At 40.0% G+C, this 16087-nt stretch carries 16 protein-coding genes; 5 read left to right on the forward strand and 11 right to left on the reverse strand.

What is annotated here, in order from left to right:
- The first annotated feature begins 8 nt into the window (after positions 1-8).
- Together DZ860_RS06535 and DZ860_RS06540 are read left to right on the forward strand one after the other, a co-directional pair.
- Complete coding sequence (locus tag DZ860_RS06535) at positions 9-569, forward strand: DUF2726 domain-containing protein (protein WP_120030133.1); 561 nt, start codon at positions 9-11, stop codon at positions 567-569.
- Between the two features lie 129 nt (positions 570-698).
- Complete coding sequence (locus tag DZ860_RS06540) at positions 699-1109, forward strand: hypothetical protein (protein WP_120030134.1); 411 nt, start codon at positions 699-701, stop codon at positions 1107-1109.
- A gap of 40 nt (positions 1110-1149) precedes the next feature.
- Here DZ860_RS06540 and DZ860_RS06545 read toward each other — a convergent pair whose 3' ends face one another.
- From DZ860_RS06545 to matP, 4 genes are all read right to left on the reverse strand, one after another.
- The gene (locus tag DZ860_RS06545) at positions 1150-1545 is read right to left on the reverse strand and encodes a phage protein (RefSeq protein ID WP_120030135.1); all 396 of its coding nucleotides are present in this window, start codon (positions 1543-1545) and stop codon (positions 1150-1152) included.
- 611 nt (positions 1546-2156) lie between these two features.
- A complete protein-coding gene (locus tag DZ860_RS06555) occupies positions 2157-3377 on the reverse strand; it encodes an HDOD domain-containing protein (RefSeq protein ID WP_120030137.1) in 1221 nt (406 codons plus the stop codon).
- 226 nt (positions 3378-3603) lie between these two features.
- A complete protein-coding gene (locus tag DZ860_RS06560) occupies positions 3604-3915 on the reverse strand; it encodes a DUF3634 family protein (RefSeq protein ID WP_120030138.1) in 312 nt (103 codons plus the stop codon).
- An 18-nt stretch (positions 3916-3933) separates the two neighbouring features.
- Positions 3934-4383, reverse strand: a complete 450-nt coding sequence (gene matP, locus DZ860_RS06565) for a macrodomain Ter protein MatP (protein ID WP_120030139.1) — start codon at positions 4381-4383, stop codon at positions 3934-3936.
- A gap of 161 nt (positions 4384-4544) precedes the next feature.
- Here matP and DZ860_RS06570 point away from each other — a divergent pair, with 161 nt between their 5' ends.
- Positions 4545-6188 (forward strand): S16 family serine protease, encoded by a 1644-nt coding sequence (locus DZ860_RS06570; protein WP_120030140.1) that lies wholly within the window; start codon positions 4545-4547, stop codon positions 6186-6188.
- A gap of 71 nt (positions 6189-6259) precedes the next feature.
- The gene (fabA, locus tag DZ860_RS06575) at positions 6260-6778 is read left to right on the forward strand and encodes a bifunctional 3-hydroxydecanoyl-ACP dehydratase/trans-2-decenoyl-ACP isomerase (RefSeq protein WP_120030141.1); all 519 of its coding nucleotides are present in this window, start codon (positions 6260-6262) and stop codon (positions 6776-6778) included.
- A 134-nt stretch (positions 6779-6912) separates the two neighbouring features.
- Here fabA and rmf read toward each other — a convergent pair whose 3' ends face one another.
- From rmf to pyrD, 7 genes are all read right to left on the reverse strand, one after another.
- Complete coding sequence (gene rmf / locus DZ860_RS06580) at positions 6913-7086, reverse strand: ribosome modulation factor (RefSeq protein WP_120030142.1); 174 nt, start codon at positions 7084-7086, stop codon at positions 6913-6915.
- 165 nt (positions 7087-7251) lie between these two features.
- A complete protein-coding gene (locus DZ860_RS06585) occupies positions 7252-8895 on the reverse strand; it encodes a DUF3466 family protein (protein WP_120030143.1) in 1644 nt (547 codons plus the stop codon).
- 5 nt (positions 8896-8900) lie between these two features.
- The gene (locus DZ860_RS06590) at positions 8901-10817 is read right to left on the reverse strand and encodes an ABC transporter ATP-binding protein (RefSeq protein WP_120030144.1); all 1917 of its coding nucleotides are present in this window, start codon (positions 10815-10817) and stop codon (positions 8901-8903) included.
- Positions 10795-11040 (reverse strand): glutaredoxin family protein, encoded by a 246-nt coding sequence (locus DZ860_RS06595; RefSeq protein ID WP_120030145.1) that lies wholly within the window; start codon positions 11038-11040, stop codon positions 10795-10797. The genes DZ860_RS06590 and DZ860_RS06595 overlap by 23 nt, the downstream gene beginning before the upstream one ends.
- A 24-nt stretch (positions 11041-11064) precedes the next feature.
- Complete coding sequence (gene rlmKL / locus DZ860_RS06600) at positions 11065-13191, reverse strand: bifunctional 23S rRNA (guanine(2069)-N(7))-methyltransferase RlmK/23S rRNA (guanine(2445)-N(2))-methyltransferase RlmL (protein WP_120030146.1); 2127 nt, start codon at positions 13189-13191, stop codon at positions 11065-11067.
- A 503-nt stretch (positions 13192-13694) separates the two neighbouring features.
- Complete coding sequence (locus DZ860_RS06605; RefSeq protein ID WP_165862867.1) at positions 13695-14240, reverse strand: cell division protein ZapC; 546 nt, start codon at positions 14238-14240, stop codon at positions 13695-13697.
- Positions 14241-14426: 186 nt separating this feature from the next.
- A complete protein-coding gene (gene pyrD / locus DZ860_RS06610; protein WP_120030148.1) occupies positions 14427-15437 on the reverse strand; it encodes a quinone-dependent dihydroorotate dehydrogenase in 1011 nt (336 codons plus the stop codon).
- A 347-nt stretch (positions 15438-15784) separates the two neighbouring features.
- Between pyrD and DZ860_RS06615 the strand changes: the two genes are divergently transcribed.
- Positions 15785-16048: a hypothetical protein gene (locus tag DZ860_RS06615; protein ID WP_120030149.1), complete on the forward strand. Its 264-nt coding sequence runs from the start codon at positions 15785-15787 to the stop codon at positions 16046-16048.
- The last annotated feature ends 39 nt before the right edge of the window (positions 16049-16087 follow it).

The following is a 16087-nucleotide window of genomic DNA, read 5'->3' on the forward strand; positions in this document are numbered from 1 at the left end:
AAAGCTCAATGGATCTCAATGTTGTTTTTATCGCGGTAGGCGTTATCTTTGTTTTAATCGTTCTTGGGCGCCTATCAAAAGGTAATCAAAAGCAATCAGAAAAAGGTGTGGTAGCTACTGACTACCTCTATCAATCTAGAAAGACATTGGTCACTAAATCGGAACTGGCCTTTTATCAAGCATTAACGGTATCAGTTAAGGGACGCCACCTTATTTTTTCTAAAGTACGTATCGCTGATGTATTGAGTCCTAAAAAAGGAAAATATGACAAAAGCACCTGGAGGAAAGCATTCAATCAAATTGCCTGTAAGCATTATGATTTTGTGCTTTGTGACCCTGAAACGTTAGAAATCCACATGGTTATTGAGCTAGATGATTCTAGCCATGAACGAGATGATAGAAAAAAACGTGATTTGTTTGTTGATGCGGCCACTGGTTCTGCAGGGATTATGTTTAAGCGATTTAAAGTTCAAAAGACATATGACTATTTTGAGTTAGAGAAAGAACTATACGGATTGGCTTCTAATATTAATTCTGACATTGATGTAATGCTTGAAAGACCATCATAGCGTAACGTTCCCAGCATGAATTTTAACTAACTTAATTGTTTTGTGGCCAACCCACAAAATAAAACAATTACGAATCTGAATATAGAACATATGTGTTTTAATAAGTCCAAACAAAAAGGAGAGCGTATTATGCAAGTAGAACAGTTAATTGGTTGGAGTGAGCATGAAAGTAGAACTAACGAATTACTAAGTGTTTGGACAACATTTTTTGGTAAAATAAGTTTTATGAATAACATAGAGATCACTGATGAACCACTCGAGATCAACTGGTTATCTTACAAATTCAAAATTAAGAAACACATCGTTCTTTGGGAAAATGAATTTGTTTATCATATAAAAATTTCCGCTATAGTCTTTGATAAAGAAGTAGATGCTATTGATATGTTTCTGGATCGCCATGCTACTCTTAGCGTTCCTAGAATGGAAAACTTAGGCTATGGTACACTTAATTTGAATTTGATAGGAAATCAAGCATTCGAACTCTACATCAAAAAAATTCTATCCGAGTTTTTGTTAGATAGTGATTTCTTTAACGCTTAATCGCAAGGTAATCAATAAAGGGGGTTTCCCCCCTTTATTATCAAGTATTCTTATTTTTAGATTGCTGACTATTTTTTATGTCTGCTATTTTTCTCGCATACTTTAATAGCCTAGTCGTAGTTACAATTTCTAGCTCAGACTGAATTTCTAACAAGGCTATTCCTGCTAATAATTCTTGGGGGCTAATCATTCTACCCGTTGGTAACTCTAATTTATCTGGATGCATAATAAACCCCTGCCATACATCTGATTGACTTAATTCCCTACCTGTCGCCATTCTCATTAGACGCTTACATTCTTTAGGAATAGCTTTTCCTTTATCCCATTCTGTGACTGCTCTCAAAGATTTAAAACAAAGTTTCGCTGTTTCTTCTTTGCTTAATCCGCACTCAAACTCACGAAAAACATAGTTTTTAGTCATTTCGCGATACTTCATAGATGATACTCTCAAAAACAAGAGTATCTGCAAATTGTTGATATGAAACAGTATTTAACTTAACGAGACATAATGCGCACTGACAACACCGTTGATTATAGGCCAAATTACCCACATAAATGACTCATAATCGTTGTTCAGATGGCAGCTGTTCGATGTGTTTATGCTGTTGATGATATGTTTGTGCTACTTAGAACCACACGTTTAGCGGATGAAGATTTTCTAAGTACACGGTTAACGCATGAACTTCTTCTTGCAACGGTACTTAAGCTGTTGGTCAGTTGTCTTTTACACTTATTTACACTTATCAATGTTGTGCTTGTTCTTTCATGCGCACACAGCATTTACTATTTTCGCGATTGATATAGCGTGCTAAAAAGCTCGCTACATCTTAATCTTAGCTCTTCTTTACTTAGCGATTGTCTGTTTTTGAAGTGCTCAGTTCAAACTAAGCAGCTTGAGACTGAGTTGCGATCTACTCAGTTACTATCTTTGGTTCTCTGAGACGATCGCTAATCTAGTGGTCATAGAGATGCTTCTACTAAGAATGCTCGCACTGATATCACTATTGTGCACAATAGTTAAAATGTGACACCGTCACTCCGCGTTAACTATGTAGCAAGTTCGACTCGACCTGGATTACAGGCACGTAGTTCTGTGAGGATACCTGGCGGCATTTGAACATGTGCAAAAAAATACGGTTTATGTTTTTCCACAAACACATTGCTACGTTCTAGCATGTCATACATTGAATATGTTTGTGCTTGTGCTAATGCAACACCATGTGGACTTCTTTTTAATACCGGTACATCTTCAAAATCTTCAATCAATGCCGCTTTTAAATGAATCGTATTCGGCGACCATTCAAATGATGAAATAATATTTAATGTAATCTGTTTTTCTAGCTTCAGGAATAAACGCGGTAAAATACTTAGGGTTGGTTTAACATCTGCACATGCATAATATTCATTTCGTTTATTTTGTCGACGAAAAGACTGCATCTTTTCGACAAGAGCATCTTCAAATGCTTGAGAGAATTGATTAACTAAAGCGAAATACCCAATCGTTCGCAATATACCTAATAAGATACCTTGTTCATCATTTTCTAATCCCGCTTGTTTTAGTCGTAAGCGTGTCACATTAGCGGTCAGTATCATATGTTGCCAGACTTTAGGGGCAATGTATTTTGTTACAGGGTCATGCCATTTTAATAATGGTTTCGCCATCAGTATCGGAAATAGTAATCGACTGTTATCAATACCAAGAGTACCGATAGCCATTTTTGGGTCGGTAAGAGAACGACTCGACTTCCCTATCCTGCTACAGAATTTAGGGTCGTTGACTAGTTCAAGCACACTGTTTTTGAGTCTATTATTGTTGGTGGTTAATGAGCTTAAACTACTAAAACTGAGTGATGGTGAATAAGCTATTTGTAGGAAGTGTTCAAAATCGGGGAAATTACCGAAGATACGAAGAGCATTCTCCTCATTAAATCGCTCTGTAAGCAATTTTTCAGTATGAGCACTTATAGTGGAAACGACATGCTTATGGATGCGAACTCTTTCTTCTTCTTTTTGTCGCCGAGCTTGAACGCGCTCACTCTCACACTCTAATAATAAGCGTTGTTTATCCGTAACACGTTCTTCTTCTGAAAGAATGACACTGTCACAAAAATCAGATTGGCGACTTAATATAGAATCAACATTAGATTGATCCAAAATATATTTAACACTAACCAACCACTTTGCATGGCGCTCTTTTGTTGTTAAGGCTATTTTTCGCGCGAGTTCGTTAGCTTCTTCAGTATAGTTTTTATTGGTAACTAACAACATTTTTACCTTTGTTCGTTTCTATACTTAAAGTGTATCACAAGATCTCGACTATATATCCTGGTAACCCAGATATCGGAGATTCCATGACAATAATCATACCTCTTCTGTTATATAGAAATGAATTGTCATTGAAGAAGAACCTTATTCTACCTGCTCCTTTCTTTTAACATAATATAGAAATATCAACCAATAATGACCCTATATTTACTTACGGCCTAAACAAATGCTACCTAGCTTTACGATCGCCTTTCACTTTAAATCCTTGATGTGGAAACACGTTCCTGATTCTTTGCTGGACACTTTTTGGAACTTGTTTAGAAAATACTAATTTTGCGCCTGTGCGCTGTTGATAAACTTTCAATTCTCCATTAAATGAATTTTTTTCCCCAATCTCGACTAAGTTATGCTTAAATTTTGCAGGAAGATGTCCTTTTACCTTTGTAATATGTCCATCTGAAAAAGTTATTTTGACCACAGGTCTGTCAATGACAATTAACCAAAATATAATGGCCGCAGCAATAAGAATCACATACACCATAAGTCACTCCCTAGCCCATCAATCTGATAGTAATTTAGACAAATCTTCTTTTAAACTGTTTACGGCTTTACTGGCTTTCTCACTTCGAGATGCTTCAGATAACAGATATTCGATTGCATCTGATAAAGTACAGCCTAGTTCATTGGCACGAAAAGAGAGCTTTTCCCAAACACGATAATCCAAATCTATCGATTTTTTCTTGGTATGAATTTGTTCAGCATTAAAATGACGCTTACGTTTTGCTCGAATCGCTTGTTTAAGCTTGTTCTCAAGGTCAACTGCCATATTCTGCTCAATCCACTCAAGCACTTTCGTTGGTTCGTGCTCTAACGTTCGTAATTGTTGAACTGCGGTTTCAGCTTCACTCCTATCAATGTATCGAGTGATCTGATCACCATCTTTCCATTTCTTTATCAGGTACTTCCATTTCCAACCACATTCCAAATTTTCGAGCTGCTGATATTTCATTTTACGTACGGATCCAAATTAGTATGAGTGACAGCGTAACCCAACCTCACTGGGGTTACAATCTCATTGTAACTAAATGTCGAGACGAATCATTTGTACTATCTCCCAATCTTGTTTTTCTATATAATTTCTCACCTTTTTCAAGTATATGAATGTAATCCATGAACCAAGAAACCTGGCGTGCTGTTGTGCCACAGTATTCAAATTTTGATGATGCCATCAATCAATTCCCAAACTTACCTTTTGTTGACTTCATCGAACTACAGCCGCGTTTAAACAGGACTCTATCTACTTTCGTATCCTTAACTCGTTTCAACCCTCTACTCGTAATCAATTCACCTGATAATGTGTTCTATCGCTCCCTGATGGTTGAGCTTTTGCGCAATCGAACTGATATGGCGGTAGAGAAAACAGAATCGATTAATATGACCTCATTGTTAGGTTCATATACTGCGGATGAATTGGGGAACATTACGGTTTCAACACAGGGCCTACTTGAAAAAGCCAATAATGGTTACATTGTTATTTCAGTTAACTTACTACTGGCTAACCCTGCGTCTTGGCAGCATTTGAAAGCGGCCTTAATGGGTGATTATGTCAGCCCAGTAAATAGCAATCCTGCGCGTCAGGCAAAAGAGATTCCATCAAATCGTTACAATGTAAAACTGATTGTTATGGGCGATCGCAGCCAAATTGCTGATCTTGAATATGTAGAGCCAGACCTTTATCACAACCTTGCTCTATACACTGAAATCGAGCAAGACTTGCTACTCGACGAAACCACGATTGAACAATACCTTGGTTACTTACGTTGGATAACAGATACATACAAACTTCCAACATTGACTTCTAAAGCGATTCATCGATTAATGATTGCTGGTGCACGCTTTACAGAAGACCAAGGTTATATGCCTGCAGACATTCAATGGTACCTTTCTATTTTTGAAGAAAGTGCTCTCTCTGTAGAGAACAACCAATTTACTTACGAAGACTTCGATCAAACGATTGCCAATCGATACTACCGACAAGCCTATTTACCTCAACGTGCCTTGTCTGACATTCTCAATGGACAAGTCATTATCGAAACTGATGGTGAATGCGTTGGACAAGTGAATGGCTTAACCGTCGTCGATGTAGCTGGTCATCCTGAATCTTATGGTGAACCAGCGCGAATTTCTTGTGTGATTCACTTCGGTGATGGTGATATCTCCGATGTTGAACGCAAAGCGGAACTTGGTGGCAACCTTCATGCAAAAGGTATGATGATCATGCAAGCATTTGTATCAAGTGCGTTGCAATTAGACGAACCTCTTCCTTACTCTGCATCTGTGGTATTTGAACAATCTTACAGTGAAGTCGATGGTGATAGCGCAACACTTGCGGAGCTGTGCTCTTTTGTTAGTGCTTTATCTGAATACCCAATCAACCAACAAATCGCTGTAACGGGCGCTGTCGACCAACTTGGTCGAGTTCAAGCTGTTGGTGGGTTGAATGAAAAGATTGAAGGTTTCTATCACGTATGTAAGCATCAAGGATTAACTGGCAGCCAAGGTGTGATTTTACCAAAATCAAATTTAAAACACCTTGCCCTACATACCGATGTGGTTGAGAGTATCCAAGCTGGCGAATTTCATATATGGTCAGTTGAAACTGTTGATGAAGCTATACCAATCATCATGGGCAAACCGTTCCGTGGTGATGATGAAACAAGTGTGATCAGTAAGATTGCAGAACGTATTGAAAACTTTGAAAGACACGAACATCCGCAAGGAATTGTGGAACGCATCAAAAACTGGTTTGTTTAGCACTGATCGGAGTTGTTTAGCGTACACGTGTTCACTAAGATGCACCTTATCAAATATTGGAGTAATTGATAATGCAAAATAAACGTGATTCTTATAGTCGTGAAGACCTAATAGCATCAAGCCAAGGTGAATTGTTTGGACCTGGTTATCCTCAACTACCAGCGCCAAACATGTTAATGATGGATCGAATCACTAAAATGTCTGAAACAGAAGGCGATTTCGGTAAAGGTCTTATCCTAGCAGAGCTGGACATTACTCCCGATCTTTGGTTTTTTGATTGCCACTTCCCTGGCGATCCTGTGATGCCAGGTTGCCTAGGCTTAGATGCTATGTGGCAGCTTGTTGGTTTCTTCCTAGGTTGGGTTGGCGGCAAAGGTAAAGGTCGTGCACTAGGTGTTGGCGAAGTGAAATTCACAGGCCAAATTCTACCAACGGCAAAAAAAGTAACCTACGAAATTCATATGAAACGTGTGGTTAACCGTCGTCTTGTTATGGGTTTAGCGGATGGCCGCGTACTCGTAGACGGAAAAGAAATTTATGTAGCAAAAGACCTAAAAGTTGGCCTCTTCCAAGATACGTCAGCATTTTAACGTTTAGCTATTTTAAAAGCGGCTTAGTTTAGTCGCTTTTTTGTCACCTATATATTTAGTTATAGTGCATTAGGGTTGTCAATATAAGCCCCTTTCGGGGCTCACATTTTCCTTATTGTATGTGGAGTAAGTCTTTATTTATAGAGACCAGATTGTTTATCTTCTCTGGCATCACGCCAACCACCAAGCCAATAAGAACGAACATCCATCTGTTGATACGGACAATTTTCCGTAGAGCGGCCATTTAGGCCTGCTTTGTATCCCTGTGATTGTGCTCGTTCTAGGCGGTCACGCTTTTGTCTCTTCATAGTGTCGTCCTCATACATGAACTGGTGTCTAACGTACTACTATTAAATTAATGTGGTGTTTTGATGACCACACAATTAAGAATCGAACAAAAAAGCAACTTTCACAAGACATAAAAAAAGCACAGATCCAAATTTGTGAACCTGTGCTCTTTATTACAATTTGTATTATTTACGTCTAAAGCCCAGCACACCTAGGATCAGCAGAGAAATCCAGCCAAATGAACCGCCTTCGCGTGTCACTGTGGTCTGAGTTTTGCCACGAGGTTCAATCATGTCGCTAGTCGCACCTTGAACAGGAATCAGTTTCACTGCAACTACCGTTTCCAAACCAGGTGTCCCATCACCACATAATGCATCTGTGTTTGTATTAACGTAACCAGATGGACATTTAATAGCTGTCGCTGAAATAACGCCAGCGCCATTAATATCAGACGCTCTTAAAATACGGAAGTAATTGTTCTGTGTGGAAAATTCACCTCCATTAGTTAAGTCATCTAATAGCCAAGCTTTACCTTTAAACAAGTCTAACCGAGAACTATCAGTTCCTGTCAAATCTAGTGGGTAAATAAAACCACGCTTAGTTCGAGGTGAACCATCGATTTCTCGAGCAGTGGTTGCATCAATGCTTCCCACGACCTCGTTGAAATCATTAATAGCCCCAATAGTTCCACCCGATCCATTAAAGAAAATTCCGCCGGAAAAATAAGTTGCCGTGGGATTAGTTACATCTTTAACATAAAAAAGGCGATTATTGGCAGCTCCATCTTCCGCTTTTTGGCCATCACGCTTTGCACTACCAACCGCAATCTTATTTTTGTTAATGGAAGATACGACAGAATTTGTATAAATATAATCGTCACCACTTTGAGCATTAACAACGGGTTTAATGGTTACTTTTGATAAATCGGTTGTGCTACCCTGATAGATTGTCGCGTCCATTCTTTGATCAGAATAGGTATTATATCCGACACCATAAAAAACATTCGTATTATCAATATAAAAATCACGAATACTTGCTTGGCCTAGCGCGCTTCCATCTCGAACAACACCCCCATTTCCAAATCCGAGCTCAATTGGCGATCCATTTTGCCAAATAATAGGTTTAGAATAAAACCAAATACCATTACCGTCAGTATCTTGTTCACGTGAGACACTACCTACCGTGTAAGTCCCATCAGTTTTCCAAGCGTGTGTTTGTACGACTTTTGGTGCACCGGTTGGAGTAGATAACGTTTGTCCATCAGCAAAAGCTTGATTTCTAGTTCCATCTACACGTTTATTTCCTACCGCTTGACTGTTTGAATGGAGACTATTGATTACAGCATTAATAGTCGAGACCGAAGTACCACCTTCAATAAAAGCAATAGAGTTATGATAATCGTTGTTTAACTCTTGTTTGTATCCATTAAACTGTTCGACACCCCATTCATCACACGTCGCGTAACCCAGTTGATTATCACAATAGTACTCAAAATCCGCTGCTTCGTTGTAGTCTGCATATATAAATGAATTGTCCATCGCGAATGGCACTTCTTCACGATAACTAATACCAGCAGGCCAATTGCGAGTTTCCGCAGCAATTTTGAAATCTGGACATGGCACTGCACCATCAAAACAACCTAGTGCTTGCCCTACTATTTCGCCTTGCTCAATCGCAGTACCATAATATTCAGTGTCATAGCCACCTAAACCATAGGTGTTATTTTGAGATTCTGAAATTTCGACAACTTTATAAAGCGCTGCTTGTGCACCAAATGTAGTAGCAACCGATGCTGCCACTACAGATAATTTAAATAATTTACTACTCATCAGTTTTAACTTTCCTGTTGCATTGCTTCCAGCTCTTCCCAGCGTTCGAAAGCAACTTCAAGCTCCTGCTCGACAGCAGCTAGCTTATCTAAAATTGGTTGAGTTTGCTCAATGGACTTAGTAAAAAAGTCCGCACTATTCACTGTTTCTTGTAGAGATTCGATCTCCGCTTCCAGTTCTTCTAGCTTTAATGGCAATGCTTCAAGTTCTCGCACCAGTTTATAGGATAACTTGGTCGGCTTACTTTTTACCTGTGTGGTTTTGGGACTTGCCTCAACTACCTTGTTCTCTTTTGCTGGTTTTTCGCTCGCTCGTGATTGCTTCACTTGTAGGCGTTGTTGTTGAGCATCGTGGTAACCACCAACGAACTCTTCAATTTCACCATTGCCCTCGAAAATCCAACTAGTCATCACGGTATTATCAACAAATTGACGATCGTGACTGACCAAAAGCAAAGTACCCTGATAGTTGGCAAGCAAATCTTCTAAAAGTTCCAAAGTTTCGATATCCAAATCGTTGGTTGGTTCATCGAGCACCAACAAGTTATTTGGTTTAAGGAAGATTCTGGCCAGTAGAAGACGGTTTTTCTCACCACCAGATAATGCTTTAACAGGTGTACGTGCGCGATGTGGCGCAAATAAGAAGTCTTGCAAGTAGCTTAATGCATGACGCTGACGGCCATTCACCATCACTTCTTGTTTTCCGTCCGCAAGGTTATCAATAACCGACTTCTCAGGATCAAGAATTTCACGATACTGGTCAAAGTACGCGACTTCTAACTTAGTACCACAATGTAATCGACCTGAATCGACTTCAAGTGAACCAAGCAACAGTTTAAGTAATGTACTCTTACCACAACCGTTTGGACCAATCAGTGCGATACGATCGCCGCGCATGATATTGAACGAGAAATCAGAAACGATGGTTTTGCCTTCAATCGCATAATTAACGTTTTCAGCTTCAAACACGATCTTACCTGAACGGTTTGCGTCATCAATTTGAATGTTAGCTTTACCCTGCACTTCACGACGATTTGAACGCTCTTCTCTTAACGCTTTAAGTGCGCGAACACGGCCTTCGTTACGAGTACGACGAGCTTTAATGCCCTGACGAATCCACACTTCTTCTTGAGCTAGTCTTTTATCGAACTCAGCATTTTGCATTTCTTGAACGCGAAGCATCTCTTCTTTATCAATCAGATACTGATCGTAGTTACCAGGAAACGAAGCGAGTTGACCACGGTCCAAATCAACAATACGAGTTGCCATTGATTTAATGAAAGCACGGTCATGGGAAATGAAGATGATTGAACCACGAAAATCTTTTAAAAAGTTTTCTAGCCATTCAATTGTGGTTACATCTAAGTGGTTGGTTGGCTCATCAAGAAGCAGTACATCAGGGTCTCGAACCAGAGCGCGAGCAAGTGCGGCTTTACGCTGCCAACCACCGGATAAATCCGTTAGTTTGGTGTGACCATCTAATTTCAACGCATCTAATACGTTTTTAATACGGTCTTCAAAACGCCACGCGTTAAGGTGATCAAGCGTCTCTTGAACACGTGAAAGCTTGTTAATATTTTTTTCACTCGGATCAACGGCAATCAGATCAAGCAGATCGTGGTAACTTTTTAAATGTTCACCGACTTCTGCTAAGCCACCTGAAACGTAATCAAATACTGTACCTTCTTCATTACGAGGTGGATCTTGCTCTAGGCGAGAAACGACAACATCTTGAGTGATGGTCAGTTTGCCGTCATCCATGATCACATCGCCGGCAAGTACTTTCATTAAAGTCGATTTACCCGCACCATTTCGGCCAACAAGACACACGCGTTCGTTTTCTTGTAGAGCAAAATCTGCATTGTCGAGTAACGGATGATCGCCAAATGCTAGCGATCCATTATTTACGGTAAGTAATGCCATTATTGTTTAACCAATCTTGTAGTTGTTGCGAATCGAAAGGCCAATTAAGTTCATTGCCTTGATAATTGAGAATGGGAATTGTGACCCCGTAACGAGCGAATAACTCGTCATTGAATGCGATATCGACGACAACAACTGAGTCGTCCAGACCCAGTTGTTGTGTAAGTTCAAATGCCATCTCGCAAAGATGGCATCCCTCTGTACTATATAAAGTTAACGGCATATGCGTTAGCGACCTTATATCTAATTAATCTTCCTTGTGAGTAACAAGCCAGCAGTTGTGAATCTGCTTGTTACGAGAGAAGTCCATAGGGAGTGTTTGAGCAGAAATATTCTGCGCTTTCAAACCCATCTCTTCGAGTTGTTCTAAGTCCATTTTAAAGTGACGCTTGTTGTTAGAGAAAACGATTGTGCCGCCCGCTTTCAACAAACGCTTTAGATTCTTCATCAGTTGAATATGATCACGTTGAATATCAAACGACTGTTCCATACGTTTTGAGTTAGAAAACGTTGGTGGGTCGATGAATATCAAATCGTATTGAGTCGATTCTTTCTCAAGCCACTGTAGACAGTCTGCTTGTTCAAAACGATGCTGACGACCTATTTGGCCATTCAACTGCATGTTTTGCTTCGCCCACTCGATATAAGTATTTGACATATCAACGGTGGTGGTTGATTTAGCGCCACCACAAGCTGCATGCACTGTTGCCGAACCAGTGTAAGCAAACAAGTTCAAAAAGTCTTTGCCCTTAGCCATCTCACCCAGACGACGTCGAGTCAATTTGTGATCTAAGAACAAACCGGTATCAAGATAATCATGCAAGTTAACAATAAGCTTCACACCATACTCATTGACTTGCATTGTCTGAGCATGTTGAGACAATTTGTTATACTGATCGCGCCCTTTTTTCTTTTCACGGACTTTCAATACAACCTTGTTCGCCTCAGTGCCGGTTACTTGAATAGACGCACGAATAATATCAGTCAATCGACGCTTAGTCGTTTCTTCAGGGATATCTTTAGGTGCTGCGTATTCTTGGATTACTAAGTTATCAAGATAAACATCGATCGCCACGTTGTAGTCTGGCAAATCCGCATCATAGATACGGTAGCAATCAAGCTTCTCTCTCTTCGCCCACTTACCAATTTTAGCGATGTTTTTCTTCAAACGGTTTGAGAAGTCCGGAGCAACAACTGTTTCTGTTACTGCATCATCACGTGACTCTACTGTACGATCAGAAATATGGTAGTTCTTTTGGTGACACGGTAACGCACCATTGTTCAATTTAAATTGCTTATCTGCACGCATGCGCAGACAACTTAGCAACTCATCAGAACCTGAGAAGATCGATGCTTGGCAGCCACCAAACTCTGCTTTAATTTGAGCGCCAAATGCAGTGTAAAGAGCGATCAAACCTGGATGCGTGCCTAGACGTTCACCGTATGGTGGGTTACAGATAATCACACCATTTTCAAATCCCGCAGGACGTTTTAGCTGAGCTGCGTCACCTAGTGTAAAGGTGATCAGGTCTTCAACGCCTGCACGACGAGCATTATCTTGCGCCGTTTTAAGCACACGTTCATCGTTATCAAAGCCAAAGAATCTAGCGTCAGTCTTTTTGACACCTCTTCGCGCTTGAACAGAAGCTTCAGATTTAATCTCTGTCCATAGCTCTAAATCGAAATCTTCTAGTGACTCGAAGCCCCACTTCTTACGGTTTACGCCAGGTGCCATATTCGCGGCCATCATAGCAGCTTCGATAAGCAATGTGCCTGAACCACACATTGGATCAAGTAGCGGTTTTGTTTCATTCCAACCACTACGAAGAATAATGGCGGCAGCTAACGTTTCACGTAACGGAGCACGGCCTGATTCAGGGCGGTAACCACGCTGGTGCAAACCACTGCCTACCATATCAACACCAAGAATTGCTTTCTCTTTATGCAGACGAACGTGGATTCTAAGATCTGGTTGTTCTTTGCAGATCGACGGGCGCGGTAGGTTCTTCTTGTTATAGCAATCGACAATAGCGTCTTTTACTTTCATTGCACCATATTGGCTGTTTCTAATCTCGCGGTTGGTACCGTTAAAATCCACAACGAATTTTTTTGAACTATGGAATTGATCTACCCAGTTAACCGCTGAGGTTGCTAGGTACAAGTCCATATCATCTTGACAGTTAAACTCTGACAAGATGCGAACAAAACGGGATGCCAGGCGGCTCCAAAGACAGCAGCGATAAATCTGTTCTTTGCTAGCCTTAAATTTCACACCGGCTTGTACAGGTTTAGCATTGCTGATCCCAAGCGCTGTGAGCTCATCAACCAATAGATTTTCTAAACCGTTGGATGTAACCGCAAGATATTGATGCATAGTGTTCTTATATTCTTAGGAAATGACCCCTAATTATACCTGACCTAACACAAAATCCGTTAGCTCTATCAAAAAATTCACAGATAGTTCCTCTCAATTGCTCAACTCCTCGCCAATTTTGCCATTTAGTATTGCTGTTATTTCCTTTCAGCTATCAATTTTTTTTGAATTCACTGACTAAAGCCTTCTATCGAATTTTATTGCCTTACAGTCGAAGTGAATACTTATTTACTGCAAATTTGGTCTATACCAGAGCACTCTCCTAGGTGTAATTAGATTACAAAATAAGCTTAATTGGGGAATTTCTTGGTTTTCTCGTTGCTAAAGGATGTAAAAAACAATAGAAACCCAGCAAAAGTACGATGAAATATTGTACGGACTTCACACTTTCTCAGAGGTCATTGAAACGAAGAATATCGATAAATATTGTATTGGGAGGAATTGGAGGCAAAAAAAAGCCGACACTAAGGTCGACGGAAATAAAACAAAGGAACGAATAAGGTTTAACCCACCAAAGCCATCGGCGAATTAATAAAATCTTGATTTGATAGTAGCATTCTATCGTGCATCACTTTAATTGGCTGACCAAATTGCAAAGACTTGCTGCCATTTAATACAAACTCACCCAACCCTATTGAAGCACATAGACTCGCACTCTCTCCGACTTCCAGTACAATAAAGTACCCCTCACCAAATGCATTGGATAGCTTGATGAGATCTCCTTCCTCAGGCTCTAAGTCACCATTAGAAAGGCAATCAAAAAACCAACTCTTCGGCTGTACTGGTTTATGAAAGCGTTTAGCTGCGACACAATATAGCGCCAGCTCGGTTTGACGCGGTACGCTAATATCGAGCAAGGCGATTTGTTCTTTGTATGTTTGGTAAGCAGATGCGTCGTCTACTGAAAATTCATTAATTCCAATAGCACAATTAACGATCAGTTTATGAGAAAGGTTGGTCTTAAATACCATATCACAACCCAGATCGAGCATAAGGTGCCCCTCTGTGTTGTCATAGTACCAAGTCCATTTGTCACTGGGTTTAAGCATCATTCCAATCTCTGATTAGTTGAATTACTAGGTAAAACGCTTAATTACCTTTCTTCATAATTAGCAAAAGTTTATGCACTCAGGAACGAAAAAAAAGAGGAAATGAATTCTCATCTCCTCTTTATGCAACCATCAGTAACACGGATTTATTGTAAGTGACATCGTCACTTGTAACAATCAAATATACTAAATATTTTTGACGATGTTTTTAACTAATGCAGGACCTTGGTAAATAAAGCCAGAATAAACTTGTACCAGCTTTGCACCGGCTAACATTTTTTCTTTCGCTGCAACGTAAGAGTCAATACCACCTACCCCAATTACTGGGATCTGTTCGCCTAACTCTTCGTATAAACGTCGTACTACTTCAGTGCTGCGCAACTGTACTGGTCGTCCACTTAGGCCACCAGCTTCATTCGCATGTTTCATGCCCTCAACCATTGAGCGATCAAGTGTCGTATTTGTTGCGATCACACCGTCGATCTTATTGCGCAATAATGATTGGCAAATTTGGCTAATTTCGTCATCACTAAGATCTGGAGCGATCTTCAGTGCTAACGGGACATACTTGCCATGTTTCTCTGCAAGTTCCAACTGCTTGGTTTTTAACTCAGCCAAAAGTTCATCAAGAGCCTCACCATATTGAAGTGAACGTAATCCTGGTGTATTTGGAGAAGAAATGTTAACTGCGATATAGCCTGCATATTGATACACTTTATCCATACAGATAAGGTAATCTTCTGCCCCTTTCTCTATCGGCGTGTCTTTATTTTTGCCGATATTGATGCCCAATATGCAGTTATATTTTGCTTTCTTTACGTTATCGATCAGGTTATCAACGCCGAGGTTATTGAAACCCATTCGATTGATAATTCCCTCTGCTTCAAGCAAACGGAACAAACGTGGTTTGTCATTCCCTGATTGAGGACGAGGTGTCACCGTACCAACTTCTACAAAACCGAAACCCATTGCATCAAACGCTTCAATACACTCACCATTTTTATCCAAGCCAGCTGCTAGGCCAACAGGGTTAGGAAATGTAATGCCCATGCATTCAACTGGACGATGAGGAAGTTTTTGACGATAGAATAGATCGAGAGGAGTACCGGTTAGGTGTTTAAAATTATGAATTGCAAGATCGTGTGCCTTTTCGGCATCGAGTTGGAAAAAGCCAGTCCTGGCTAGACGGTAGAGCATTGTGCCTCCGAAAGAAAAAAGCCCCGTATAAACGGGGCGTAATTATTTACTGATTTGCGCAACAATACAAATTTAATCGTCTAATTTATGCGTTTTAATGTCTTAAGTTTGCGATTAGTTGCGTTAAGTCAATCTCTTATCGTCAATATACCCACTAAAAGTGTGACACCGTAACCTTAAGGCCAGCTAAAAACGCCCTTTTCATCTAAAAGTAACGCTGTAAGTCGCTCACTCAATCACTAAAAAACTAATAAGTCGTAGAACAATATTAGAAATAACTAAAATTCAGGGACTTGAATTGCGTATAGCATTTCATATAATGCTCGTCCAACTATTAGGGATTTATTATGAACAAACTACTTTGTCTTCTACCAGCCGCTCTTCTATTAGCTGGTTGTTCTGGTGCTAACGTAACGAGTCAGCTTCGTGCTTTGGATACAAATTCACCAGAAAAAGTACTGCGTTGTGAAAGTTTCTCGACTGGCAGCAGCTCAGTGAATGAAACTTTAGAGCAATATGACGGTTGGGCTATGGTTTACGCATCAGAATATACAACTGATAACAAAACCACGACTGAAATGACTATGTGTTTTGAGAAAGACGCAAAGTAATAAAAATAAAGGGAGCCAATTTAGGCTCCCTTTTCATAT

The organism is Vibrio sinensis, from assembly GCF_003605645.1.
In the GTDB taxonomy this organism is placed as follows: domain Bacteria; phylum Pseudomonadota; class Gammaproteobacteria; order Enterobacterales; family Vibrionaceae; genus Vibrio; species Vibrio sinensis.